Source organism: Stenotrophomonas sp. GL_101 (assembly GCF_057835675.1).
Genome location: NZ_CM174432.1, coordinates 102,969 through 129,301, shown reverse-complemented (window position 1 = coordinate 129,301; position 26,333 = coordinate 102,969). Strand labels below are relative to the sequence as shown.

Annotated in this window: 19 protein-coding genes; 13 read left to right on the top strand and 6 right to left on the bottom strand. The window is 69.7% G+C overall.

Translation table 11 applies throughout. The annotated features are described in order from the left end of the window. Window positions 1–22: 22 nt before the first annotated feature. The 6 genes from AC3IR9_RS00535 to AC3IR9_RS00510 all read left to right on the top strand — a co-directional run bounded on the left by AC3IR9_RS00535 (window position 23) and on the right by AC3IR9_RS00510 (window position 9,376). Window positions 23–1,006, top strand: coding sequence for an AAA family ATPase (locus AC3IR9_RS00535; RefSeq protein WP_489293319.1), 984 nt, complete (start codon window positions 23–25; stop codon window positions 1,004–1,006). A 7-nt stretch (window positions 1,007–1,013) separates the two neighbouring features. After that, entirely contained in the window at window positions 1,014–1,910 is an 897-nt protein-coding gene (locus AC3IR9_RS00530) for a DUF58 domain-containing protein (RefSeq protein ID WP_489293318.1), read from the top strand. Beyond that, on the top strand, window positions 1,907–3,031 hold the full coding sequence (locus AC3IR9_RS00525) for a BatA domain-containing protein (protein WP_489293316.1): 1,125 nt from the start codon (window positions 1,907–1,909) through the stop codon (window positions 3,029–3,031). The genes AC3IR9_RS00530 and AC3IR9_RS00525 overlap by 4 nt, the downstream gene beginning before the upstream one ends. Next, window positions 3,031–5,190 (top strand): hypothetical protein, encoded by a 2,160-nt coding sequence (locus tag AC3IR9_RS00520; protein ID WP_489295944.1) that lies wholly within the window; start codon window positions 3,031–3,033, stop codon window positions 5,188–5,190. The genes AC3IR9_RS00525 and AC3IR9_RS00520 overlap by 1 nt, the downstream gene beginning before the upstream one ends. Further along, window positions 5,187–7,019 (top strand): hypothetical protein, encoded by a 1,833-nt coding sequence (locus tag AC3IR9_RS00515; protein ID WP_489293315.1) that lies wholly within the window; start codon window positions 5,187–5,189, stop codon window positions 7,017–7,019. Before AC3IR9_RS00520 ends, AC3IR9_RS00515 begins: the two co-directional genes overlap by 4 nt. A 176-nt stretch (window positions 7,020–7,195) precedes the next feature. Continuing rightward, window positions 7,196–9,376, top strand: coding sequence for an IgaA/UmoB family intracellular growth attenuator (locus tag AC3IR9_RS00510; protein ID WP_489293313.1), 2,181 nt, complete (start codon window positions 7,196–7,198; stop codon window positions 9,374–9,376). 55 nt (window positions 9,377–9,431) lie between these two features. Here the strand turns inward: AC3IR9_RS00510 and AC3IR9_RS00505 are convergent, their stop codons facing one another. Both AC3IR9_RS00505 and AC3IR9_RS00500 read right to left on the bottom strand, forming a co-directional pair. Continuing rightward, window positions 9,432–10,112, bottom strand: a complete 681-nt coding sequence (locus AC3IR9_RS00505) for a hypothetical protein (protein ID WP_489293312.1) — start codon at window positions 10,110–10,112, stop codon at window positions 9,432–9,434. A gap of 76 nt (window positions 10,113–10,188) precedes the next feature. Further along, on the bottom strand, window positions 10,189–10,614 hold the full coding sequence (locus tag AC3IR9_RS00500) for a hypothetical protein (RefSeq protein WP_489293311.1): 426 nt from the start codon (window positions 10,612–10,614) through the stop codon (window positions 10,189–10,191). Window positions 10,615–10,816: 202 nt separating this feature from the next. Between AC3IR9_RS00500 and AC3IR9_RS00495 the strand changes: the two genes are divergently transcribed. The 3 genes from AC3IR9_RS00495 to AC3IR9_RS00485 all read left to right on the top strand — a co-directional run bounded on the left by AC3IR9_RS00495 (window position 10,817) and on the right by AC3IR9_RS00485 (window position 14,819). Continuing rightward, window positions 10,817–13,282, top strand: a complete 2,466-nt coding sequence (locus AC3IR9_RS00495) for a DEAD/DEAH box helicase (protein WP_489293309.1) — start codon at window positions 10,817–10,819, stop codon at window positions 13,280–13,282. Beyond that, window positions 13,279–14,409 carry a ribonuclease H-like domain-containing protein gene (locus tag AC3IR9_RS00490; RefSeq protein WP_489293308.1) on the top strand — a complete coding sequence of 377 codons (1,131 nt, stop codon included), beginning with the start codon at window positions 13,279–13,281 and terminating at the stop codon, window positions 14,407–14,409. The genes AC3IR9_RS00495 and AC3IR9_RS00490 overlap by 4 nt, the downstream gene beginning before the upstream one ends. A gap of 83 nt (window positions 14,410–14,492) precedes the next feature. Then, a complete protein-coding gene (locus AC3IR9_RS00485) occupies window positions 14,493–14,819 on the top strand; it encodes an I78 family peptidase inhibitor (protein ID WP_489293306.1) in 327 nt (108 codons plus the stop codon). Window positions 14,820–14,871: 52 nt separating this feature from the next. On the opposite strand, the gene AC3IR9_RS00480 is transcribed toward AC3IR9_RS00485, so the two are convergent. Continuing rightward, window positions 14,872–16,650, bottom strand: a complete 1,779-nt coding sequence (locus AC3IR9_RS00480) for a M56 family metallopeptidase (RefSeq protein WP_489293304.1) — start codon at window positions 16,648–16,650, stop codon at window positions 14,872–14,874. Between the two features lie 15 nt (window positions 16,651–16,665). Continuing rightward, the gene (locus tag AC3IR9_RS00475; RefSeq protein WP_489293302.1) at window positions 16,666–17,052 is read right to left on the bottom strand and encodes a BlaI/MecI/CopY family transcriptional regulator; all 387 of its coding nucleotides are present in this window, start codon (window positions 17,050–17,052) and stop codon (window positions 16,666–16,668) included. Between the two features lie 183 nt (window positions 17,053–17,235). Between AC3IR9_RS00475 and AC3IR9_RS00470 the strand changes: the two genes are divergently transcribed. Beyond that, entirely contained in the window at window positions 17,236–18,390 is a 1,155-nt protein-coding gene (locus AC3IR9_RS00470) for a serine hydrolase domain-containing protein (RefSeq protein ID WP_489293301.1), read from the top strand. On the opposite strand, the gene AC3IR9_RS00465 is transcribed toward AC3IR9_RS00470, so the two are convergent. Beyond that, complete coding sequence (locus AC3IR9_RS00465) at window positions 18,347–19,441, bottom strand: SDR family oxidoreductase (protein ID WP_489293300.1); 1,095 nt, start codon at window positions 19,439–19,441, stop codon at window positions 18,347–18,349. The genes AC3IR9_RS00470 and AC3IR9_RS00465 overlap by 44 nt on opposite strands. 204 nt (window positions 19,442–19,645) lie before the next feature. Between AC3IR9_RS00465 and AC3IR9_RS00460 the strand changes: the two genes are divergently transcribed. After that, a complete protein-coding gene (locus tag AC3IR9_RS00460) occupies window positions 19,646–19,987 on the top strand; it encodes a hypothetical protein (RefSeq protein ID WP_489293299.1) in 342 nt (113 codons plus the stop codon). Window positions 19,988–20,012: 25 nt separating this feature from the next. On the opposite strand, the gene AC3IR9_RS00455 is transcribed toward AC3IR9_RS00460, so the two are convergent. Then, complete coding sequence (locus AC3IR9_RS00455) at window positions 20,013–21,077, bottom strand: DNA topoisomerase IB (RefSeq protein WP_489293297.1); 1,065 nt, start codon at window positions 21,075–21,077, stop codon at window positions 20,013–20,015. 136 nt (window positions 21,078–21,213) lie between these two features. Between AC3IR9_RS00455 and AC3IR9_RS00450 the strand changes: the two genes are divergently transcribed. Both AC3IR9_RS00450 and gltB read left to right on the top strand, forming a co-directional pair. Next, complete coding sequence (locus tag AC3IR9_RS00450) at window positions 21,214–21,615, top strand: I78 family peptidase inhibitor (RefSeq protein WP_489293296.1); 402 nt, start codon at window positions 21,214–21,216, stop codon at window positions 21,613–21,615. A gap of 178 nt (window positions 21,616–21,793) precedes the next feature. Further along, window positions 21,794–26,248: a glutamate synthase large subunit gene (gene gltB / locus AC3IR9_RS00445; protein WP_489293294.1), complete on the top strand. Its 4,455-nt coding sequence runs from the start codon at window positions 21,794–21,796 to the stop codon at window positions 26,246–26,248. Window positions 26,249–26,333 lie beyond the last annotated feature (85 nt).

Sequence of the window (26,333 nt, the reverse complement as noted above, 5' to 3'; positions counted from 1 at the left end):
TTTCCGTACAGGTGCCCTGCGCATGACCACTGCCGACATCGATTCCCTGCTGCCCAGGCTGCAGCCGCTGCGCGACGCGCTGGCCGAAGCGGTGGTGGGCCAGCACGCCGTGGTGGAGCAGCTGTTGATCGGCCTGCTCGCCGGTGGCCATGTGCTGCTTGAGGGTGCGCCCGGGCTGGGCAAGACCCTGCTGGTGCGCTCGCTGGGCCAGGCCCTGGAGCTGCAGTTCCGGCGCGTGCAGTTCACCCCGGACCTGATGCCCAGCGACATCCTCGGCACCGAACTGCTGGAGGAAGACCACGGCACCGGCCATCGTCATTTCCGCTTCCAGCAAGGGCCTATCTTCACAAACCTGCTGCTGGCCGACGAACTCAACCGCACCCCGCCCAAAACCCAGGCCGCGCTGCTGGAAGCCATGCAGGAACGCACGGTGAGCTACGCCGGCACCACCTACGCACTGCCATCACCGTTCTTCGTGCTGGCCACGCAGAACCCGATCGAGCAGGCCGGCACCTATCCGCTGCCCGAGGCCCAGCTGGACCGCTTCCTGCTGCACGTGCGGGTGGACTACCCGAGCGAACAGGAAGAGCGCGACATCCTGGTCCAGACCACCGGCAGCCATAGCGGCAGCGTGCCCAAGGTGATGCATGCCGATGACGTGCTCGCCCTGCAGGCGGCCGTGCGCCAGGTGCATGTCAGCGACGACGTGCTGAGCTGGATCACCCGCCTGGTGCGCGCCAGCCGCCCGGGCGACGCTGCACCCGCGGCGGTCAACCACTGGATCCGCTGGGGTGCCGGCCCACGCGCCGGGCAATCGCTGGTGCTGGCAGCCAAGGCGCGTGCGCTGCTGCAGGGCCGCTTCGCCGCCACCCGCGAGGACGTGCACGCGCTGGTGGCGCCGGTGATGCGCCACCGCCTGTTGCTGTCCTTTGCCGCTGAAGCCGAGCAGAAAAGCGCCGACGATGTGATCGCCGCGCTGCTGCAGGCCGTGCCGTTCCCCGCCTGATCCGCACGTGTCGCCGAGCGCACCCATTGCCATCCCCGCCGACGTGCGCAGTCGCCTGAAGGCGTTGCGCCTGCTGCCGCGCCGTGCCCAGGGCGCGCACGGCATCGGCCAGCACGCCAGCCGCAGCCGCGGTGCCGGCCTGGAATTCGCGCAGTACCGTGCCTACGAGCCCGGCGACGAACTGCGCCAGATCGACTGGAAGCTGTATGCGCGCTCGGACCGCTTCTTCGTGCGTGAATCCGAACGCGAAAGCCCGGTCACGCTGTGGATCCTGATCGACGCCAGCGCCTCGGCGCGCCAGGCCGATCGCGCGCGCCCGGACTGGTCGCGGCTGGACCACGCCTGCGCGCTGGCCGCCTGCCTGGTCGAACTGGCCCTGCAGCAGACCGATCGCTTCGGGGTGATCGCCGTCAATGGCGACGGCGTGCAGGTGGTACCGGCAGGCACCGGCCCACGCCAGCGCGACCGCGTGCACCTGCTGCTGCGCCAGCTGCACGCGCGCGGGGCGTGGCCGGCCAGCGAACGGCTGCGACCGGTGTGGGAGCGCGTGCACGCCGGTGATCTGCTGGTCGCCGTTGGCGATGGGTTCGATGAGACCGGCGTGGTGCTGCTGCAACGTCTGGCGGCGGCGCGTCGGGAGGTACTGCAGATCCAGGTGCTGAGCGCCGAAGAACGCGATTTCCCGTTCACCGACGGGCATCTGTTCCGCGACCCGGAAAGCGGCGAAGCGCTGCTGGGCGATGGCCGGGCGATCCGCGCGGACTACCTGGCACGCTTCGCCGAAGCACAACGTGGCCTGCAGGCCCGCCTGCACAGCGCTGGCATCCCGCACACGACGTCCTACCTGGACCAGCCGCTGGATGCTCCGCTGCAGCAGTTGTTTGGCCGTGGTCTTCGCCCATGAACCTGACGCTGCTGTTTCCGTTGGGATTGGTGGCCCTGGCCGCATGGCTGGTGCCGCTGCTGGTGCACCTGGCACGCCGCCATCAATACGCCCCCCTGGAATTTGCCGCGTTGCGCTGGTTGCGGGCCAAGGTGCGGCCGCGCCAACGCATCCGCCTGGACGAATGGCCACTGCTGCTGGTCCGCCTGGTGTTGCTGGCCGCGCTGGCGCTGTTACTGGCACGGCCGATGCTGCAGGGCACGGCCGCGGATACACGCGCGGTGGTCGCCGTGGTGCCCGGGCTGGAGGTCCTGGCGCTGCGTGCACAACACCCCGATGCCGCGTGGCGCTGGCTGGCACCGGGCTTTCCCGCGCTGGACACCCCCACACCGGCCACGGGCGCGCCGCTGTCCAGCCTGCTGCGCGAGCTGGACCAGCAGCTTCCGGCCGGCGCGCCGCTGACCGTGTACGTGCCCGACCCCCTGCCGGGCCTGGACGCACAGCGCCCGCGCCTGTCGCGCAGCGTGCAGTGGCGCCCCATCGCGGTGGCCGCGCCGCACGCGCAGCCGCCGGCCAAGGCGCCACGCCTGCAGGTGGGGGCACCGGCCGATGCGCCGGCCCAGCGCGTCCTCGCTGCGTTGCAGCGGGCGTGGACCGGCCAGCCGCTGCCGCTTGCCACCGCACGCGTACCTGCCGAGGGCGAGATCGGCGTATGGCTGTCTGCCGCCCCGCTGCCTCCAACATGGCAGGCCTGGCTGGCCGACGGCGGTACGCTGCTCGGCGCGCCGGCAGCGGGCACGGACGCCACGGCAACCGTGGTGCTGCGGGATGCGCACGGGCGGGCGGTACTGAGCGAACAGCGGGTCGGCCACGGTCGGCTGCTACGGTTCAGCGCCGCACTGTCGCCGGCGACGCTGCCGATCCTGCAGGACGCGGATTTCCCGCGACGCCTGCTTGGGATTGTCCAACCCGGGGCCGTGCCACAGCTGGCGGCCGCCGCCGCGCATGCCCCGTTGCTGGGGGCCGACGCCCCCGCAGCACAACCGCTCGACCTTGCCCCGTGGCTGCTCGGTTTGATCGTGCTGCTGTTCGCGCTGGAGCGCTGGCTGGCAACGTCGTCCCGGCGCGGGGCACACGCATGATCGCCACGCTGCAACGCGCATGGCAGCGCGCGCGCCGACGCCGCTGGTGGGCCAGCGTGCTGGTCGGTGTACCGCTTGCCCTGACGGCAACCGCACTGGCATTGCGTCTGGGCGGGTGGGACATCGCCACGGCGGTGCTGCTGGTGACCCTGCTGGCGGCGGTGACGCTGGCTACCTGGCGCGCGCGACAGCTGGACCGGCGCTGGCTGGTACGCCAGCTCGATACCCATCCTTCGCTGCAGGACAGCGCGGACCTGCTGTTCGCAGACTCCGCTGCGCTCACGCCACTGCAGCAGCGCCAGCACGCGCGTGTCGCCGCCCTGCTGCAGGCGCAGGTCCCCGAGCTGCGGCCACCGTGGCCGCGCCGGATGTTGCTGCTGGCCTGGAGTACCGCGCTGGCGGTGACGCTGCTGGCGCTGGGCTGGCCACGTGCCGGCGACCGCCTTGCCGCGCCCCCGCCCGGCGCGGCACCGGCGGCCACCGCCACGCTGCCGCCACGTCTGCTTGCCACGCGCCTGGCGATCACCGCACCGGCCTACACCGGCCAGCCCGCGCGCGTGCAGAGCACGCTGGATGCCAAGGTCGCGCAGGGCAGCGAGCTGACGTGGTCGCTGCGTTTCTCCGCCCAACCCACCCAGGTCGCGCTGCAGCTGCACGACGGGCAACGTATCGCCCTGCAACGCGAGGGCGGGCAGTGGACCGGCGCATGGCGCGCCGACCGCGCCACGCTGTACCGCGTGGTCACCGAGCCGGCGCTGCGCGAACAACGCCTGTACCGGCTCGATGTCGTGCCGGACCAACCGCCCAGCGTGCGGGTGATCGCCCCGGACCGCACCCTGGTGCTGGGTACGCCCGGGCAGCGCCAGTGGGCCCTGCAGTTCGAGGCCAGCGACGACCATGGCGTGGCCGCCGATGCGCAGCTGAAGATCACCCTGGCCCAAGGCAGCGGCGAGAACATCACCTTCCGCGAACAGACCTTCACCCTGGCCGGCAGCGGCCCTGCCACCCAGCGTCGCTTCAGCCGCACGCTGGACCTGGCGGCCCTGGGCGCTGGACCGGGCAACGATGTGATCGCGCAGCTGCAGGTCCGCGACCACCGCGCACCCACCCCGCAGACCGCACAGAGCACCAGCGTGATCCTGCGCCTGCCCAGCACCGAACAGGTACAGGGTGCCGAACTGGAAGGCATGGTCAAGAAGACCCTGCCGGCGTATTTCCGCAGCCAGCGCCAGATCATCATCGACGCCGAGGCCTTGATCAAACAGCGCAGGCAACTCCCGCCGGAGGAGTTCGTCAAACGTGCCGATGCGATCGGCGTGGACCAGCGCATCCTGCGCCTGCGCTATGGCCAGTTCCTTGGCGAAGAGAGCGAAGGGGCCGCCCGGCCACCGCCGACCAGCGATGCCTTGCCCACCAGCGACGCACCCGCCGCACACGATCACGACGACGACCACGCGGGGGGCGAGGATCACGCGCAGGCCGGCCACGACGATCACGATCACGCCGCGGCCAAGCCGGAAACCACGCCGGTGTTCGGCAGCGCCACCGACGTGCTGTCCGAGTACGGCCATACCCACGACCATGCCGAAGCGGCCACCCTGCTCGACCCGCAGACCCGCGCCACGCTGAAGGCCGCGCTGGACCAGATGTGGTCCTCCGAAGGCGAGCTGCGCCAGGGCCGGCCGGAAGCGGCCCTGCCCCACGCCAACAAGGCACTGGCGTTCATCAAGCAGGTGCAGCAGGCCGAGCGCATCTATCTGGCGCGGGTCGGCCCGGAACTGCCGCCGATCGATGAGAGCCGCCGCCTCGGCGGCGTGCGTACCGACCTGGCCAGCCGCACGCTGACACTCTCGGCAGTGGAGAGCCCGGACCCGGCCATGGTGAGGGTCTGGCAGCAGTTGGGCTCCGCTGACAGCGCGCCCGACCTCGATGCCATGACCCAGTGGCTGCGCCGCAACCAAGCGCGCCTTTCCGATCCGCTCAGCCTGGCCGCGGCCATCGAGGAACTGCGCATCGCCCCGGGCTGCGGCGACTGCCGGCACACGCTGCGTGCGCAGCTGTGGCGCGCCCTGCTGCGGCCGTCGCCACAGATCGCACGCCGCGCTGCGCCCGACCGCATGGGCCAGGCCTGGCTGGACGCACTGGAGGGCACGCCATGACCGAACCGCGCTGGATCGCGTTGGCCCTGCTTGCCATCGTCCTGGTGGGCAGCGCACGGCTGCTCTGGCAGCACCGTCGCCAACCGCGGCGCAGCGGCGCGGCGCTGACCGCAGTGCTGGTGCTGCAGATCGCCAGCGCAGCCCTGCTCTATCTGGTGCTGGTACCGCCGCCCACGCAGGTGGCGGCCCACACGCTGACCGTGCTCAGCGCTGGCGCCGACAACGCCGCAGCGGCAGCGGCCGATGACCGCAGCACGCTCGCCCTGCCCGAGGCCCCTCCCCGCAGCGGGCGCATGACCACGCCCGACCTCGCCACCGCGCTGCGCCAGCACCCGGGCACGCGTACGCTGCGCGTGATCGGCGATGGCCTGCCCGCGCGCGATCGCGAGGGCGCCTTGCCTGCGCAGGTGCAACCGGTGCTACCGGCTCCCCCGCGCGGCTGGGTCGCCCTGCAGCCACCGCTGATCACCGCGCCCGGTGCGGTGTTCCAGGTCTACGCGCGCGCGCAGGGCGTTGAAGGGGCCAGCGCCGAGCTGCTCGATCCCGCCGGCCAGGTGGTTGACCGCCGCGCGCTTGCCAGCGATGGCAGCCTTCATCTGGACGGGGTGGCACGTGCCAGCGGCCGCAGCGAATTCAGCCTGCGCCTGCTCGACGCCGGCCAGCACGTGGTCGATACCGTTCCGGTGCCGCTGCAGACCCTCGACCAGCCGCCGCCGCGCGTGCTGATCCTGGCTGGCGCACCCGGTCCGGAACTGAAATACCTGCGCCGCTGGGCGGTCGATACCGGCCTGGACGTACATGCGCAGGCCAGTGCCGGGGGCGGGCTGTCGCTCGGCGATCCCCCGCTGTCACTGACGGCGGCACGACTGGCGCAGACCGATGTGCTGATCCTGGATGAGCGCAGCCTCGCCGCGCTCGGTGCCCCCCAGCGCAGCGCGGTGCAGCAGGCGCTGCGCGCAGGACTGGGCGTATTGGTGCGCAGCAGCGGGCCGCTCGGCGATAGCACACGCCAGACCCTGCGTGGGTGGGGGTTGGCGCTGACCGGTAACGGCCAGGGCGCACCCTTGGCGTTGCCGGGCGATCCCGAGGCACCGCTGCTGCAGGCGCGGCGCGGACCGCAGCGTCCGGCCAGCCACGCCACCGCCTACATCGACGAGGCAGACAACGCTTCGCAAGGCAGTGCCCTGCCCGCGCTGGAACAGCTCACCCTGCACGCTGCCGACGCGACCGCGCTGCTGCATGACGCCAACGCGCGGCCGGTGGGCGCGTGGCACACCGTCGGCCAGGGCCGCCTGGCCCTGCTGCCGGTCACCGACAGCTACCGGCTGGTGCTGTCCGGCCGCAGTGATCGCCACGCCGAACTGTGGAGCGGGGTACTGGCGACGCTGGCGCGCCCGCTGCCGGCAAGCGCCGAGCTCCGCATCGGCAGCGCCACCCCCTGGGCCGGTGAGCGCGTCACCCTGTGTGGCGTGGCCGACACCGCCCCGGTGCGCGCGCCCGACGGTGGACGCGTTGCGCTGCGCATCGATCCTGCCACCGGCACGGCGCGGTGTGCCGGCTACTGGCCGCAGCAGCCGGGCTGGCACGCGGTACAGCGCGGCGATGGCATGCAGGCGTTCTACGTATTCGACCCGGACAAGGCACGCGCCATGTACCGCCAACAGATGCGCGATGCAACGGCCCTGCTCGTGGCTGCCGCCGGCAGCACCCCGCTGGCAGGCCACATCGCCGCGCCCGGCCCGCGCTGGCCCTGGCTGCTCGGGTTCGTTCTGGTGGCCGGGCTGATGTGGTGGCTGGAACGACGCCGGGCGCAGCGCGGCGGCAGCTGAGGTGACTGCAGCCTGTGCAGGCGCGCGTTGCAGAGGCGGGCCGGTGCGGGCAGACTTGCCGCCGTATCCGTTGCTCCATTGGAGGGAGCCATGACCGACAGGATGTCCTGCGCCTTGCACGACCTGCTTCTGCTTGAACCGTCCCGGCCCGCTTACCGCTCTGTCGGGGTCATGCGATGACGTTCTGGATCATCGTCAAGGTGTTGCTGCTGGGGGTGGCGCTCTTCAGCTTCCTGGCCTACAAATCGCGCCGCGGCGACAACGCCGATGCGTTGGCACAGCTGCGCCAGACACCGGTGCTGCGTACGCTCACACCCGACGAAACCCTGGCGCTGGAGCCGCTGCGCATCGCCGGCGGGCTGGCCTGGGGTGAGCAGGTCCACGCGTTGCAGGGCGGGTTCAGCCGCCACGGTCTGGACGTCAACGGTTCGGAAACCCTGCACGACACGCTCGGCAATGTGGACGTGGTATTGCCGTATGACGCCCTGGCATTCCTGCAGGAGCACAACGATGCGGAAGTGGTGCTGAGCGCCAAGCAGGCCATCGTGGTGCGGCTCAATGGCTTCACTATCGTCCAGGGCCGTGCGCGCAGCCTGCAGCAGGGCGCAGCGGCGGGCGACGACCCGGACCTGCCGCCACCGCTGCCTGCCAGCGACGGCGATACCGCGCCACAGCCGGAATTGCACGCGCCCGCATCGCCGGTGCAAGTGCTGCAACAGCGCCAGGAAACGGCCGAGGAAGCCGCGCTGCGCCAGCCCGGCTCACGCGGCCTGGTGGTCGCTGGCCTGTGGGTGCTGGCGTTCGGCCTGATGCTGCTGGCGGCCGTGGCCGACCTCGGCGGTGCACGGCTGCCGATCCTGTTGGGGGCGTTGTGCGTGGCCGGGTTGGCGGTGTGGTGGGAATGGCGGCGTGCGTCTGCGGTGGCGCAGCCGGTGGCGGTGAACCGGGTGCAGGGACACCTGCGCCAGGTCGAGCTGCCCAACCCGGTCAACGCGGCATTGCGCAACCACCATTATTTCCTCGGTGATGCCCTGCAGGTACATCCGCCTGCGCACTGGCAGCGCTCGGGCCGTCTGCCACTTGGGCAGCCGGTGCAGATGGACATCATCGCCTCCGATGGCCAGGTGCTTGCCATGGGCAGGGACTGGTCGCAGGCCGATGAAGCGCGCCGCTTCCCGGCACGGCGCTGGGGCCACCACCTCATCCTGCTGATCATTGCACTGCTGGCCTTGCTGGTCGCCGTGCTGTGCAGCGATGGCATCGGCAGGGATCTGTCGCTGGCCTGGCAGGGGCTGCGCGGAGGAGAGACCCGCAGCGATACGACCCCCGCCGCGCTGGTGCAACGGCCGCCCCGCAGTGGCGACCGGGTCAAGCTGCGTGGCCAGGGACAGTGCGAGCTGGCGTTGACCGATCTGCAGGACCTCGATGTTGCCGTCGTGCTGCCCGATTGCAGCCGCATCCGCTGGGGCGGGCAGCCGGTCGCCTTGCCCGCACTGCAGATGCCGGCCGCCTGGCTGTCGTTGTACCGGGGCGACTATGTCAGCGCACGCGAAGACAACGTCTCGGCATTGATGCAGATGCTCATGATGCAGCAGGCCGGTTCCGACCCGTATGCGCAGGCAGCGCTTGCCGCGCAGGGCCGTAGCGAAAAACTGGTCAACGGAATGGGGCACATGGTGGAGGTGGTCGAACAGGCATGCACGGCGGGCATGCAGGACTGCGAGGCATTGCAGCGCGATATCGTGCGCCAGCTGGGTGCCTCGGCCAACGTGGAGGGCCAGGACGTGGAACTGGACAGCTGGGCACTGCTGGCCCGTGAACTGCGCCGTGCCGCCGAAGATGGCAACGACAGCATGCTGCTGCCGTCCGGACAGTTGAACGCGCTGCAGGACACCACCCGCCGCTACGCAGGCGCAGCCATCGCCCTGCAGATGCAGCAACTGGCCCCGCAGCTGCTCGCGTTGCAGCGCGGCGGCGTTGTGCTGGCCACGCCACACGACCTGCGCGGAAATACCGAAGACGCACCGGCCGATGCACCGGGCGTCCGCGCGGGCACGGTACTGGATCGTTGGGAGCAGGCGATGACGACCCTTGCCACGCCCGTCCCGTTCGCGCTGGAGGGCCTGGTCGTGGACCGCCACGAAGACGCGGGCGGGCTGCGCCTGCAGGTGGATACCGATGCCGATGACGGGCGCATCGTCGCTGCAGCGGCCAGCAGCCTGTGGTTCCTGCTGGCCCTGCTGCTGGCCATCACCCAGGCGGTGCTGCTGTGGCGCGGGATTGTCGCCGCGCGCGCACGCCGGCACGCGCTCGATGCGGACATGCGCGTGCGGCCGGCGCCCGGCCTGGCAGGCTGAGCCTGCTCCCGGTGGCGCTTGGCCACGTCCGCGGGGGCGTGGCCGGCGCGCGGTATCAGCGCGCCGGCGTGCGTCGGTAGACGCCGTTGAAGCGCACGTTGGCGCCGCCGCATTGGCTGTTGTCGGACACGACCAGATACTCGCCCAGCCAGCGCGCGTGCAACCGGCAGGCACCCACCGCGTCATCGACGACCTCCAGCGACGCACCGTCTGGCCGCGCGCTGGCCCCGATTTCGCCGTAGTTCGGCCCGTAGGGTCGCTCGGGCGTGGGCGTGGATGAGGGCCAGTAGGCGTCGCCGGTTACCTGCAGGTGATCATCGCGGACGCGCAGTTGCAGCGTGTTGTCGCCGTCGTGCCAGGCACCGGCCCACTCCGGCAGCGTCGGCGCGGCGCGCACCGGCAGCGGTTCGAGGCGTCGGGCGTCTACCCAACCCGCGCTGCCACCGGCCGTAGTGGGGAAGAACACACAGCGATGGCTGCCCAGGTCGCGCCCGGTGATCAGCGTATCGCCGGTCACCACGTAGCTGCGCTGGCGGCAGGCCGGCTCGCCCTTGCCTGGGCATCCCTCCAGGTCGCCGAGCAGGTACAGGCGCGCCGGGCCGGTGACCTTGGCCAAGGCGAAATCGCTTTGTCCGGCGGGGAATGCACCGTTGCGGCAACTGCCGTCGTCGGCCATGTCCACGGCCAGCGCCGGCAACGGAACCAGCACGGCAAGCCAGAGTAAGCGCGGGATCATGGCATCGACGGAACAGAAGAAGTACGCAGGATAGCCGAGCTCATCGCGGGCACCGGCCCGCGGGGTCGCTTTCGCCTCATTTCTCCGCAGGGGTGCCGCAGGCCAGCGGATCGCAGAACTGCAGCGCACGCCGTTGCTGCTGCGCATCCAGCTGCGGCGGCGGACGGGCGATGGCCGACTGGATCTGGTCCGGGCCACCCGTAATTTTGTTGATGCCCTGCGCGGTTTTGACGATGCCGTAGACGATGCCCATCATGATGTAGCCACCGCTCATGCCCACCTGTTCGGGCGTGGGCGGCTCGCTCCAGGACCGGCTGAAACGGTTGGATTCGGCCTGCACCGGACTCTTGAACCGGTACAGGTCCAGCGGCTCATCCTCGGGTTTGATCGCGCGCACTTCGCCCAGCGTGGTCACCTCATCCGCACCCGCCGGTGGCGTGAGCGGCGGTTCCGGCGCCACTGCCGGGGGCTGCTGGGCCTGCGCGTGGGCGGCCAGCAGCATGCCGGCCAACACTGCTGCTTGAGATGCCACACGTGCCACAGCTGCCCATCCTGGTCGGTTGCGTACTGCAAAGAATACCGGGGGCGCCTTCAGATTTCGTTGGACGCGCGCCGCACTGAATGATTCACGCGCACTGCCGGCGTGTCTCAAACATTGAGACGCAATCATGTTTCCATGGCGACCTTTGCAGACCGTCGCCCCCATGGCTTACGAACTCGCCAAACGCACCGAGGACGCCGAGCGCCGCCTGTCCACCACCGACGGGCTGCCCTCGCGCAATGGCGCGCTGCTGACCGCGCGCCTGCAGCAGCGTTACGCCGACCGCATCACCGGCAGCTTCACCCTCCCCGGCCGCGAAGGCCGCTATGCGCCGATGCCGGCCGATGTGCCCGCCGCACTCGCCGCCGCCCTGAAGGCACGCGGCATCGAACAGCTGTACAGCCACCAGGCGCAGGCGTGGGAGGCCACCCAGCGTGGCGAACACGTGGCCATCGTCACCCCCACCGCCAGCGGCAAATCGCTGTGCTACACCCTGCCGGTGGTGAGTGCGGCCATGCAGGGCAAGGCCAAGGCGCTGTACCTGTTCCCGACCAAGGCGCTGGCCCAGGACCAGGTGGCCGAGCTGCTGGAACTCAACCGCGCCGGCGACCTGGGGGTCAAGGCGTTCACCTTCGATGGCGACACCCCCGGCGATGCGCGCCAGGCCATCCGCCTGCATGGCGACATCGTGGTGTCCAACCCGGACATGCTGCACCAGGCGATCCTGCCCCATCACACCAAGTGGGCGCAGTTCTTCGAGAACCTGCGCTACGTGGTGATCGACGAAGTGCACACCTACCGCGGCGTGTTCGGCAGCCACGTCACCAACGTGCTGCGCCGGCTCAAGCGCATCTGCGCGTTCTACGGGGTGGAGCCGCAGTTCATCCTGTGCTCGGCCACCATCGGCAACCCGCAGGCGCATGCGCAGGCACTGATCGAAGCGCCGGTCACCGCCATCACCGAGTCCGGCGCGCCCAGCGGCCCGAAACATGTCCTGCTGTGGAACCCGCCGGTGGTCAACGCCGACCTCGGCCTGCGCGCCTCGGCGCGGTCGCAGAGCAACCGCATCGCCCGCATCGCGATCAAGTCCGGGTTGAAGACGCTGATCTTCGCGCAGAGCCGGTTGATGGTGGAAGTGCTGACCAAGTACCTCAAGGACATCTTCGACCACGACCCGCGCAAGCCCGCGCGCATCCGTGCCTACCGCGGCGGCTACCTGCCTACCGAGCGCCGCGAGACCGAGCGCGCCATGCGCGCCGGGCAGATCGACGGCATCGTCAGCACCTCGGCGCTGGAACTGGGCGTGGATATCGGCAGCCTGGACGTGGTGGTGCTCAACGGCTACCCCGGCAGCGTGGCGGCCACCTGGCAGCGCTTCGGCCGCGCCGGCCGCCGCCAGCAGCCCGCACTGGGCGTGCTGGTGGCCAGCTCGCAACCGCTGGACCAGTACGTGGTGCGGCACCCGGATTTCTTCGCCGACGCCTCGCCCGAGCACGCGCGGATCGCCCCGGACCAGCCGCTGATCCTGTTCGACCACATCCGCTGCGCGGCCTTCGAGCTGCCGTTCCTGGCCGACGACCCGTTCGGCCCGATCGACCCGCTGGTGTTCCTGGAAGCCCTGGCGGAAACCGAGGTGATCCATCGCGAAGGCGACCGCTGGGAATGGATCGCCGACAGCTACCCGGCCAATGCGGTCAGCCTGCGCTCGGTGGCCGACGGCAACTTCGTGGTGGTGGACCGCAGCGACGGCAAGCAGCAGATCATCGCCGAGGTGGATTATTCCGCCGCCGCGCTGACCCTGTACGAAGGCGCCATCCACATGGTCCAGTCCACCCCCTACCAGGTGGAGCGACTGGACTGGGAAGGCCGCAAGGCCTACGTCACCCGCACCCACGTGGACTACTACACCGACAGCATCGACTTCACCAAGCTCAAGGTGCTGGACCGCTTCGACGGCTGCGGTGCCGGGCGCGGCGACGCGCACCATGGCGAAGTGCACGTGGTACGGCGCGTGGCCGGCTACAAGAAGATCCGCTACTACACCCACGAAAACATCGGCTATGGCCCGGTCAACCTGCCCGACCAGGAACTGCACACCACCGCGGTGTGGTGGCAGCTGCCGCAGGCATTGCTGCTGACCGCGTTCGAGAGCAAACAGGAAGCGCTGGACGGCTTCCTTGGTGCGGCCTACGTGCTGCACATCGTCGCCACGGTGGCGGTGATGGCCGACGCGCGCGACCTGCAGAAAGCGGTCGGCAACGGCGACGGTGCGTGGTTCGCGGTGGCCGACCAGAGCGGCCGCGGCCAGCTGCGCGGTGCCGAGTTCGATGCCAGCGCGATCGAACTGCAGCAGCAGTTCGTGCCCACCGTGTACCTGTACGACAACTTCCCCGGCGGCGTGGGCCTGAGCGAGCCGTTGTGGCTGCGGCAAGCCGAACTGCTGCTGCGCGCGCGCGAACTGGTGCAGCGCTGCGACTGCAAGGCCGGTTGCCCGGCCTGCGTGGGCCCGGTGCTGGCCGGCCAGGAAGACCAGGCCAGCATGCCCAAGGCGCTGGCGTTGAAGGTGCTGGACCTGTTCGACGAACACGCCCTGCCCGCCCACGTCACCGCCGAGGTGGTGCCGCAGTGAGCCTGAGCCTGGACAAGCTGCGCCTGCTGCGGCGGCAGGCCGGCGATGCGAGCGCGCCGACAACATCGGCCCTTACGCGCCCGGCCCTTGCTGATCGCCCGTCCATTGCCGACCACCAGCCGGTAGGTGCCGACCGTTGGTCGGCACGCCCCGTCCCACCCACCTCGTCCACACCAGCAACCCCCTCCCCACTCCCCGCCGCCAACGACGCCCACGCCCGCCAACCCGCGCCGGCCTCGGTGTTTGCCTGGGTTGAACAGGAGATCCGCCACAAGCCCACCGGCGGTGCGGCGCCGGCGGCAGCGGCCGCGCCGCCGCTGCGCAAACCCGACGCCAGCGGCCTGCATCGGCTGCTGGGCTTACGCGGTCGCGGCGCGGCGGCGGCGGTGGCCAAACCACGCGGCACTGCCCAGGATCGCAATATCCCTGGCGAAGAAATCGCGCCGGGCCTGTTCCTGATCGAATCGTTCCTGGCGCAGCCCATTCCCACCCAACCGCTGTCGCTGGCCTTTGCCAAGCGCGAGGGCGAACAGGTGCGGCCGCAGGACCTGTTGTTCTTCGACACCGAGACCACCGGCCTGGCCGGCGGCACCGGCACCCGCGCCTTCATGATCGGTGCCGCCGACTGGCACGCCCATCCTGAGCAGGGCGATGGCCTGCGCATCCGCCAACTGCTGATGACCACCATGGCCGCCGAAACGGCCATGCTGCGCGAGTTTGCCGGTTGGCTGCAGCCCACCACGGTGTTCTCCAGCTACAACGGCCGCTGCTACGACGCGCCGCTGCTGAAGACCCGCTATCGGCTGGCCCGGCAGCGGTGTCCGATCACCCCGCTGGACCACGTCGACCTGCTGTTCCCCACCCGGCGCCGTTACCGCGGCACCTGGGAGAACTGCCGGCTGGCCACCATCGAACGCCAGTTGTTGAAGGTGGTGCGCGAGGACGACCTGCCCGGCTCGGAAGCCCCGGCGGCATGGTTGAACTACCTGCGCGGTGGCAGTGCGGTGAACCTGCGCCGGGTCGCCGAGCACAACCACCAGGACGTGGTGACGCTGTCATTGCTGATGCTGCGACTGGTGGCCGAAGAACACCATGCGCGCGAGACGCTGGCCCTGCAGCAGCCCTGAGCGTGCCACGCGGGGCGGCTCTTGACGCGGCGTGAAGCCCGCAGCCACCACACTGCAGGCTACTCACCCGGGAGGATCGCCGCATGCGCCTGACACTTCTGCTTGCCCTTGGCTGTGCATTGCCGCTGGCTGCCTGCAGCCAACCCACCAGGAGCACCGCGACCCCGCCGGCACCGGACCCGGTCGCCGCCGGTGCCGACAGCGCCTCCCGCTGCACCCCGGAAACCCTCACCGGCCTGGCCGGACAGACCGCCAGCGAGGCGGTGATCAAGAAGGCCGTACAGGACAGCGGTGCCAAGCACGCCCGCGTGCTCAAGCCGGGCATGGCGATGACCATGGACTTCCGCGAAGACCGGCTCAGCATCGAAGTAGACGAACAGAACCGCATCGTGCGCGCCAACTGCGGTTGAGCAACCCCACGCTGCCTGCGCCCCTCGCAGGCAGCGTGCTGCAGGCCGCTGCTCAGTCGCGCAGGCGCTGCGCCTTGCCGTCGGCGATGGCCTGGCTGATCGTCAACCGCACCTCGCGCGCGGCACGGGCCGAGGCCACCGCCTGCTGGCGGGCCAGGCGAGCCTGTTCCCTGCCCAGCTCGGCCTGCTCGCGTGCAACGGAGGCCTGGTAGCGCGCCATGACGGCCGTCGCCTTGGCCTGCGCGGCCTGCTGCGCATCGCTGGCTGCACCCTGCGCAGCCCCTCGCGCCGCCTCATTGGCCATGACCGCCACATCCCGGTCCATCGATGCCAAAGCGTCCTGGCTGCCCTGGATGGACAGCTCGGCGATGCGCTCGCCGATGGCGGCCTGGCGGTCGCCCAGGGTTCCCTGTGCGTTGCCCAGCCTGCCCACGGCCTGGTAAGCATCGCCAATGCGGCTCAGCAGCTGCGGATCGCGGATCAGATAGCGCGAATTGCCTTGGCGCACCCACAGCACGTGCTGATTGCCGCTGGCATGGCGCTGTGCCTGCTTGAGGTCATCCATCGAGGCATCGACGAAGTTGTCACCGTCGCCCATCAACACAAACGCCTGCTCGGGGCCCTTGGACAAGGTCAGCGTGCCATGGGTCACCAGGGTGGTTCCATGCGCCACGTCCTGCGGGGGTGCCGGGGCAACCGGCGGTGACGGTGGCGGCGGCAGCGCACGCGGCGCCTTGGCCGGCAAGGGCGCGGTGACCGCGGCGGGGGCGGTCGGCGCACGCGGCGGCGGCGGCGCAACCGGTGCAGTGGGCGCCGGCGGCGGTACCGGCGGCGCGGGCACATCGGCGGCGACCAGGCGCAACGGCGCCACCCCGACCAGAACGAACACGGCGGTGATCGCCATCGATGCCACGCGCGGGAAGCGCCGGGTCTGTTGCAGGGTCAGCAGGCGGCGCTTGAGGCTGCGGAAGTTCGGTGAGGCACTGGCCACACCCGCCGCAGGACGCGGCGCCACGCCCAGCTGCACCAGCAGCCGGCCGTACTCATGCCGGCAATGACCGTGTCCGGCCACCACCGCGCCATCGCACGCTTCCTCACGGGCCAGCGCGTATTCGCGTGCGGCCAGGTGCACCAGCGGGTGGAAGAAGAACAGGTGCTGGGCCAAGGCCGGCACCAGCCCCCACCACAGGTCGCGGCGCTGCAGGTGGATCAATTCATGGGTCAACGCCATGTCCAGGTCGTCGGCCGCCATCGCCGGCATTTCACGCGCGGGCAGCAGCAGCACCGGATTCCACGGGCCGATCAACTGCGGCGAGCGGATCTGCGCGGAGATTTTCAGCGGCGGCGCGCGGCGCAGGCCATGTGCTTCTGCGGCCAGCTGCAATGCCTGCTGCAGCGAGGCGTCGGTGCAGTCCGCTGCGCCGCGCACCAGTGCACGGCTGGCACGGTAGCCGCGCAGGCTGCCCCACGCCATCACCGCGATGCCGGTCATCCAGGCCGCCAGCAACAGCGCCGGCCACGACCACAGCGCGGCCGCCGGTGCGGTCATCACCGCGGCCTCCAGCGCCGTCGGCGCAGCGGCCAGCGCCACGTCCGTTGCCGCGACGGCGCCCAATGGGAAGGCCTGCACCGGCGCTGCCGGCAGCACCGCCAGTTCCAGCGGGCTGTTCCAGACCAGGCCAACCAGTGCCTGCGCAGCCACCAGCCACCACAGGCGCACGCGGGTGGCGGCAGGCAGGGCCGGCAACAGCTTGCACACGCCCCACAGCACCCCCACCAGCACCGCGCTCTGCAGGCTGGTCCAGCCCAGCCGCACCCACATTTCGTTCATCAGCATATCCATGGCTCAGCCCTCCCGCTTGCGTGATTGCAACTGCGCCACCAAGGCTTCCAGTTCGGCCAGTTCCTGGTCGCTGACCTCGGCCTTGTGCGACATGAAGGCCACGAACGGCGATACCGAGCCCTGCAGGGTTTTTTCCACGAAGCTGGCGACCGCGCCCTGCACCACGCTTTCCTGGCCACTGGTGGCCGCGTAGCGGTACACCCCCTGGACCTGCTGGCGCTGCAGATAGGCCTTGCCGCGCAGGCGCTCCATCATGGTCAGCACCGTCGAACGGGCCAGCCCACGCTCCTCGCCGAAGCCGGCCGCCACTTCGCCTACCGTGGCCCCACCCTGTTCCGCTACATACTGCAGCAGGGCCAGCTCCTGGTCCCCGATGGTTTTACCGCGCATGACCCGCTCCAATGACTACACGTGTCGCCATCGTGGTGGTGACTACACGTGTCGTCAAGTGCCGGACGGCATCCGCCGACGAACGGTAGCTGCGCCCACGCGCCCGTCGCGGGCGGCTTAAACCTTTCGGCCCGCTGCCGCATCCAACGCTTCACTCCACTCGATACACCAAGGGACACTTGCATGCGCTTTGCCAGATGCACCGCGATCCTGATGGCCACGCTGCTGGTGCCGTTCGGCAATGCCGGCGCCAACGGGCGGTGGGACGATGCCAACGCAAGAACCCACGCCTTCATCCAGCAGACCCTGCAGAACAAGCGCATTCCGGGGCTGCAGATCGCCGTGGTCAAGGACGGCCGCGTGGTCTTTTCCGAAAGCCTGGGCCTGGCCAATGTCGAAAATCATGTCCCGGCCACGCGCGATACGCTGTTCCCGCTCAACTCGGCCACCAAGTCCTTCACCGGGGTGGCGATGATGCAACTGGCCGAGGCCGGGAGGGTCGATCTGCAGGCCCCCGTGTCGCGTTACCTGCCTGATCTGCCCGAGGCATGGCGCGGGATCCGGGTGCGCCAGTTGCTGGCGCACACCTCCGGGCTGCCGGACATCCTGGATGCGCAGGGACTGCTGGGCGGGGGCTCGGAGCAGGACGCATGGACGGCGGTCACCGCGCTGCCGGTGGAGGCGCCGCCTGGCGAGCGCTTCATGTACAACCAGACCAACTACGTGCTGCTTGCAAGAATCATCGCGGCGCAGGCGAAGATGCCCTACGAGGAGTACCTGGCCGGGCATCAGTTCGCCGTGGCGCAGATGTCGCGCACCACCTTCGGCGACAGTTATGACCTGGTCCCCGGCGCGGCCGCGATGTACAGCTGGTTTCCACGCCGCACCGATGCGGCCGATGCCACGCCCCGGCTGTCGCACTGGTTCTACGACATACCGCCGGGGCTGTGGGCCGGGGGCGGCATCCTGACCACCGCCGAGGAGACCGCGCAGTGGCTGCTGGCGCTGTTGCAGGGCCGGCTGCTCGACGCCACCGGCGCGCGCGCCATGTGGACGCCGGAAACCTTGAACAATGGCCGCGACGGCGACTGGGCAGCCGGCTGGCCGGTACTGCAGCGCTCACCGCAATTGCAGGTGGCCGGCATGGGCGGCGCACGCTCGGCCTTCATCGTGTATCCGGACCAGCAGCTGGCCGTGATCGTGCTGACCAACCTGGTGGGCGCCAACCCGCAGGAGTTCATTCCCACCATTGCCGGGTACTACCAACCGGCGGCGGCAGCGGCGGCACCAGCGGTCAGCCGTGCGGCCCGCCCATCACCGGCAGGATCACCCCGCTGATGTAGCTGGCGGTGATCGGCGAGGCCAGGAACACGTAGGCCGGCGACAGTTCCTCCGGCTGCGCCGGGCGGCCCATGTCGCTGTCCTGGCCGAACCTGGCCACGTTCGGGGCCGGCTTGTCGGCCGGGTTCAGCGGCGTCCACACCGGGCCTGGGGCGACCGCATTGACCCGGATCCCGCGCGGCAGCAATTGGCTGGCCAGCGCCTTGGTGAAGGCATGGATGGCGCCCTTGGTGGCCGAGTAGTCAATCAGCGCCTTGCTGCCGAACAGGCCGGTTTCCGAGCCGGTATTGATGATGCAGTCGCCTTCCTGCAGGTGCGGCAGCACCGCGCGGGCCATCTGGATGTAACCGCCGATGTTGGTCTGCAGGGTCTCCTGCAGGTGCGCGTCTTCGAGGTCTTCCAGGCGCTCGCAGTGCAGCTGGAAGGCGGCGTTGTTGACCAGGATATCGATCCCGCCGAATGCCTTGGCGACCTGCTTGACCGCGCGATTGCAGAACGCGGGATCGCGCACATCGCCGGCAATCACTACACAGCGCTGCCCTTCGGCTTGGACATGTTTGCGGGTCAACTGGGCATCGGCATCTTCGTCCAGGTGCAGCACCGCCACGTCCGCGCCTTCGCGCGCGAACAGCACCGCTACGGCGCGGCCGATGCCCGAATCAGCCCCGGTAATGATCGCGCGTTTGCCCTGCAGCTTGCCGCTGCCTTGGTAGTGCGGTGCCAGGAAGCGCGGCGCCAGCACCAGATCGTGTTCGTTGCCGGGCTTGTCCAGGTGCTGGGCGGGCATTTTCTCCGGCTGCTTGCGGGCGCCGGCCTGGGCGGCTTTCTTTGCCGGCTTTTTTACGGCCGCCTTCTTGGCCACTCGCACATCCTTGGCTTTTTCCTGGTCCTGGAGGCGGCGCTGGCGAGCGGCAACGCGTGCGGCGCGCGGGTCCTTGGCGGCGGCCTTGCGGGTGGCGGTCTTGACCACCGGGGTGCGCTCGGGGCGCGCGGCAGGCGCCGTGTCGGCGATGGCGGGGGTGGGTTTGCGGGTCCTGCGGGTGGCCATGGAAGGCTCCTTTGCGAAAGCAATCAGGTGCACAGGCAGTGTGGCCAATCCAGGGGCTACGGGGCAGTGAGCGCAATGTGGGCATGCCGTGCATGCGCAGGTCGTGCCGATCGGTGGCGGTTTGGGATCCTGTCCGACCGCCGTTCATCCGCTGCATACGCGCACAGAGGCACGCTGCAGGCCGGAACCTGCTGGAGTCACCCCATGTATCGCACCCTGTTCGCGGTCGCCACGATCGCCACCCTTTCCGCCTGCAGCAGCACGCCGATGGCGCAGGTGCAGCCCATCGACGGCGTGATCTCCGGCCAGTGCCATGTAGACATGGTGCGCGGCGCGGTTGGTCTGGCCGCGTCGGCCGCCACGGTTGAACGTGCGCGGGTGGACAGCGACAGCCTGCAGGTCAACGTGGTGCGCGGGCAACGCGCCGAAAGCGGTGCGACCGCCAGCGGCGCGGCCAATCCCACCCCCGGCGCTCACAGCGGCGGGGAGCAGCTGACCATCGAAACCGGGCGCACCAACAACATCACCGCGCTCTACTGCGGCTGATTGCGTAGTGACGCCGCGCGCTGGCTCAGCGCGCGGATTTTTTGCGGGCGCTGCGCCGCGCGGCGTTGAGGAACTTCAACGTGGCCTGCTCCCATTGGCGCTCCCCGCGCAGGCCGCCCAGCGCACTGAGTGAACCGGCGCGCCAAGCGTCGAACACGCACGGGTCGATGTAAGCCTTGCGGCATACCGACGGGGTATTGCCGAGCAGCGCAGCCACCTGGCACACCACCTCGTTCTGCAGGGCCGCCAGTGCACGCTCGCTGGGCGTTTCCGGCAATGCGGTGGCCGCCAGCTGGCGCAGCGCGGCGAGGGTGCCACCCCAGGTGCGGAAGTCCTTGGCACTGAAATCCTCGCCCATCGCCTCGCGCAGGTAGTCGTTGACCCCGCCCGAGTCCACCGGCTGCACCGCGCCGTCGTCGTCGCGGTACTGGAACAGCGCCTGCCCGGGCAGCTGCTGGCAGCGCCGGATCAGCTGCACCAGCCTGCGGTCGTCGACGTCGATCTCCTGGGTCTGGCCGGATTTGCCGCGGAAGCGCATCTGCGCGCGACCGCCCTTGAGCAGGGCCAGGTGACGGTTGCGCAGGGTGGTCAGGCCGAAGGAGTGGTTCTGTCGGACGTAGGTTTCATTGCCCACCCGCGCCAGGGTGTCCGATAGCAACGCCACCACGATCGCGAGTACCTTGTCGCGGGGGAAGCCGGGCAGCTTCAGGTCGCGCCGCAGCCGCCGCCGCAGGGCCGGCAACGCCTTGCCGAAGGCGATCACCCGGTCGAACTTGCCATCGCCGCGCACCCGCGCCCAGTCGGCGTGGTAGCGGTACTGCTTGCGCCCGCGTGCGTCGCGGCCGGTGGCCTGCAGGTGGCCGTTGGCCGACGCGCAGATCCACACATCGGTATAGGCCGGCGGAATCGCCAGCGCGCCGATCCGGGCCAGGGTGGCGGCCTGCCGGACCAGCGCGCCATCGGCATCGCGGTAGCTGAAACCCTTGCCTGCCCGGCGCCGCTGCAGGCCGGGCATGGCGTCGCTGACATAGCGCAGGCCTGCCGCGCGGGCGGCGGCAACTTCGGGGGTGGCAGCGGGTCGATGGGCCATCGGCAGGACAGAGGAAGACGGGGGCGCAGTGTGCCGGTTGCCGGTGCGGCGCCGCGTCAATAACACAACGCCAACACCTTGGCGCACGCTTGGCGATATCCTCCGACGTTTCCCTGGTTGGATGTCTGGAGTCTCGATGCCGTCCTTGTCGTTCCGCCGCCTGCGGCGTTCCCTTGGCCTTGTGGCCGTGTTTCCCACCCTGCTCGCGCTGGCGGCCTGCCAGGCCCCGCCGATGGACGAGCAGGAAGCGGTGGGTACCCATGCGCAGAAGGCGGCCGAAGCCGCCGCTGCACCGACCGATGAAGCAGGCAAGGCGCTGGAAGCGCCACCGGTAGGCAGCTGCGATGCCAACCAGGTACAGAGCCTGGTCGGCCAGGTCTACGCCGAGCCGATCGGCAAGCAGGCCGAGCAGGATGCCGCTGCCCAGCAGGTGCGCGTGCTCAAGCCCACCGATGCCACCACCATGGAGTTCGTCGGTGAGCGGCTGAACATCGAAGTGGACGAAAAGGGCGTCATCAGCGGCCTGCGCTGCGGCTGAATTGGAGGCAGCCTGGGAGGCACTTCCAGGCTGTTTTTGAAGGGGTTTGGTTGCGCCTGCAACCGTGTATTGCGGCGTTGCAACAACTGTGATCTAGTCAGGTCATCCGGTGCCTCCAGATGCGCTCAACGGATTGAGCGGGGACGAGTGTCGCCGCTCACCCGACATTGAGGCAGAGATGGCCCCCCGCAACCGCCAAGGGCTTTACGACCCGCAAGATGAGCGCGACGCCTGTGGTTTCGGCATGGTCGCCCAGCTCGATGACCAGCCGTCGCGACTGCTGGTGGATACCGCCATTGCCGCGCTGTCGCGCATGACCCACCGCGGTGGCGTGGCCGCCGATGGCATTACCGGCGATGGCTGCGGCCTGCTGCTGCGTCGTCCGGATGTCTTCCTCAACGCGCTCGCCCGCGAAGCCGGGCTCACCCTTGGCGCGCGCTTTGCCGCCGGCGTGGTGTTCCTGCCCCACGACGAGACCGCCGCGCAGACCTGCCGCGACACGCTGGACCAGCAGCTGCGCGATGCCGGCTGCCGCCCGGTGGGCTGGCGCCAGGTACCCACCGACCCCAGCGTGTGCGGCCAGCTGGCGCGCGATACGCTGCCGCGCATCGAACAGGTGTTCGTCGATGCCGGTGCCGAACAGGACGACGCGGCCTTCACCCTGGCGCTGTTCCTGGCCCGCCGCCGCAGCGAACAGCAGCTGCGCGAGCACGCCGACTACTACGTCACCACGCTCAGCCCGAATGCGATCAGCTACAAGGGCATGGTGCTGCCGGACAAGCTGAGCCGCTTCTACGTGGACCTGCAACGCAACGACCTGGCCTCCAGCGCGATCGTGTTCCACCAGCGTTTTTCCACCAACACGCTGCCGCGCTGGCCGCTGGCGCACCCATTCCGCATGCTCGCCCACAACGGCGAGATCAACACCATCGAGGGCAACCGCCGCTGGGCGCAGGCGCGCAGCAAGGTGTGGAAGACGCCGCGTTTCGACATCGGTGAATTCAACCCGGTGATTTCCATGAAGGGCTCCGATTCGCAGAGCCTGGACAACATGCTGGAGCTGATGGTCAGTGCCGGCATGGAGCTGATCCAGGCGCTGCGCATCCTGGTACCGCCGGCCACCCAGTCGCTGGAGTTCAAGGACCCCGACCTGGCCGCGTTCTACGAGTTCTACGGGCTCAACACCGAGCCGTGGGATGGACCGGCCGGCATCGTCGCCTGCGACGGCCGCTATGCCGCCTGTACGCTGGACCGCAACGGCCTGCGCCCGGCGCGCTGGATGCTCACCTCCGACCGCCACTTCCTGGTCGCCTCCGAAGCGGGCGTGTGGGAAGTGCCCGCCGAGCGGGTAGTGCGCAAGGGCAAGCTGGGCCCGGGCGAGATGATGGCCATCGACCTCAAGCGCGGCGACCTGCTCGATTCGGACGCCATCGACCGCATCAACCGTGGCCGCGCGCCGTACAAGCAGTGGTTGCAGCAGGGCGTGACCTACCTGCAGACCGAGCTGATCGACCCGTCGCTGGTGGAAGAACCGTTCGACGAGCGCACCCTGCGCAGCTACCACAAGCTGTTCCAGCTGAGCACCGAAGAGGTCGAGCAGATCCTGCGGCCGCTGGCCGAGACCGAGCAGGAAGCCACCGGCTCGATGGGCGATGACACCCCCATGGCCGTGCTCAGCCAGCACAGCCGGCCGCTGTACGACTACTTCCGCCAGGCCTTCGCGCAGGTCACCAACCCGCCGATCGACCCGCTGCGCGAAGACTGCGTCATGTCCCTCACCACCCAGCTTGGCAAGGAGACCAACATCTTCCATGCCGGCGCGGAGACGGTGAACCACGTCATCCTCAACTCGCCGGTACTCAGCCAGCGCAAGCTGCGCCAGCTGATCAAGATGGAGCAGTACGTCGAGAAGAACCGCCTGATCGACCTGTCCTACAGCCTGGACGAAGGACTGAAGGCCGGCATCGAGCGCATCTGCGCCGAGGCCGAGGCGGCCGCGCGCGATGGCATCGTGATGCTGCTGCTGAGCGACCGCTACCCGGTCGCCGACCGGCCGATGGTGCATGCGCTGCTGGCCACCAGCGCGGTGCACCACCACCTGTCCAACGCCGGGCTGCGCTGCGAGGTCAACCTGATCCTGGAAACCGGCACCGCGCGCGATGCACACCACATGGCGTGCCTGCTCGGCTTCGGCGCCACGGCGGTATACCCGTACCTGGCCTACCAGACCCTGTTCGACCTGGGCCGGCGCGGCATCCTGCAGCTGAGCAAGGGCGGCGAGCAGTCGCAGATCGGCCGCCGTTACCGCAAGGGCATCTACAAGGGCCTGTCCAAGATCATCTCCAAGATGGGCATCTGTACCGTGGCCAGTTACCGCGGCGCGCAGTTGTTTGAGATCGTCGGCCTCGATGACGAGGTGGTTGACCTGTGCTTCCCGGACACCGCCTCGCGCGTGGCCGGCGTGGGCTTTGCGCGCCTGGACGACGAAGCCCGCGAACTGACCGTGCGCGCCTGGAACGACCTGCTGCGCCCGGATGTGGGCGGCGTGCTCAAGTACGTGCACGGCGGCGAGTACCACATGTACAACCCGGACGTGGTCATGACCCTGCAGCGCGCCGCGCGCAGCGGCGATGCCGCCGACTGGCAGCGTTACTGCGAGGCCGTACACGGCCGCCCGGTGTCGGCGCTGCGCGACCTGCTACAGCTCAAGGCCGCGCCCACGCCCACGCCGCTGGACGAGGTGGCCCCGGCCGAAGACCTGTTCCGCCGCTTCGACACCGCCGCCATCAGCCTGGGCGCGCTGTCGCCCGAGGCGCATGAAGCGCTGGCGATTGCAATGAACAAGCTTGGCGGGCGCAGCAACTCCGGCGAAGGTGGCGAAGACCCGGTGCGCTATGGCACCAACAAGCGCAGCAAGATCAAGCAGGTGGCCTCGGGGCGCTTTGGCGTCAACGCCGAATACCTGGTCAACGCCGAAGTGCTGCAGATCAAGGTGGCCCAGGGCGCCAAGCCCGGCGAAGGCGGCCAGTTGCCCGGACACAAGGTCAACGAACTGATCGCGCGGCTGCGCTACGCCAAGCCGGGCATCGGCTTGATCTCGCCGCCGCCGCACCACGACATCTACTCCATCGAGGACCTGGCCCAGCTGATCTACGACCTCAAGCAGGTCAATCCGCAGGCACTGGTGTCGGTGAAGCTGGTGTCGCATGCCGGCGTTGGCACTATTGCTGCCGGCGTGGTCAAGGCCGGCGCCGACCTGATCACCGTGTCCGGCCATGACGGCGGCACCGGCGCCTCGCCGGTCAGCTCGATCCGTTATGCCGGCGTGCCGTGGGAACTGGGCGTGGCCGAATCGCACCAGGCGCTGGTGGCCAACGACCTGCGCGGGCGCACCCTGCTGCAGACCGACGGCGGACTGAAGACCGGCCTGGACGTGATCAAGGCCGCGCTGCTGGGCGCGGACAGCTTCGGTTTCGGCACCGCGCCGATGATCGTGCTGGGCTGCAAGTACCTGCGCATCTGCCACCTCAACAACTGCGCCACCGGCGTGGCCACCCAGGACGAGCGCCTGCGCGCGCAGTACTTCACCGGCCTGCCCGAGCGCGTGGAGAATTTCTTCCGGCTGCTGGCCGAGGAAGTGCGCGGTTGGCTGTCCTACCTGGGCGTGCGCTCGCTGGATGAGATCGTGGGCCGCACCGACCTGCTGCAGCAGCTGCAGGTGGAGCCGCGTCCCGGGGTCAAGGTCGACCTGTCGCGGCTGCTGCACCCGGCCGACTACGCCGGCAGCCACTGTGCCGCGCAGCGCCTGTACGAATCCCCGGACAGCCTGGCCACGCAGATGGACGGCCTGCTGGCCCCGGCGATTGCCGGCAAACTGGGCGGCGAGCATCGCTTCCTGATCCACAACACCGACCGTTCGATCGGCACCCGCCTGTCCGGTGCCATCGCGCGCGTGCACGGCAACCAGGGCATGAGCGATGCCCCGTTGAGCCTGCGCTTCCGTGGCACCGCCGGGCAGAGTTTCGGCGCGTTCAACGTGGGTGGCTTGAACCTGGAAGTGGAAGGCGAGGCCAACGACTACGTCGGCAAAGGCATGGCCGGCGGCCGGCTGGTGGTGCGCCCGCCGCGTGGCGCGCGCTTTGAGGCGCGCAACACCGCGATCATCGGCAACACCTGCCTGTACGGCGCCACCGGCGGCGAGCTGTTTGCCGCCGGGCGCGCTGGCGAGCGCTTCGGCGTGCGCAACTCCGGCGCGCTGGCGGTGATCGAAGGCGCTGGCGACCATTGCTGCGAGTACATGACCGACGGCATCGTGCTGGTGCTCGGCAAGGTGGGGCTGAACTTCGGTGCCGGCTTCACCGGTGGCCTGGCCTATGTGCTGGACATCGACCGCGACTTCGTGGACCGCTACAACCACGAGCTGATCGACATCCACCGCATCTCCGCCGAGGGCTTCGAGAATCATCGCCAGCACCTGCATACGCTGATCAGCCGCCACCGCGAACTGACCGGCAGCATCTGGGCGCAACAGATCCTCGATGAGTTCCGCGATTACGTCGGCAAGTTCTGGCTGGTCAAACCCAAGGCCGCCAGCATCGAATCGCTCACCGACTCGCTGCGCCGCGCCGCCTGACCCGTCTACGTAATGCCGGGCTCTGCCCGGCAATCCGAACATTCCGTAGCGCCGGGCTCTGCCCGGCGACCGAACAACGCAGGGC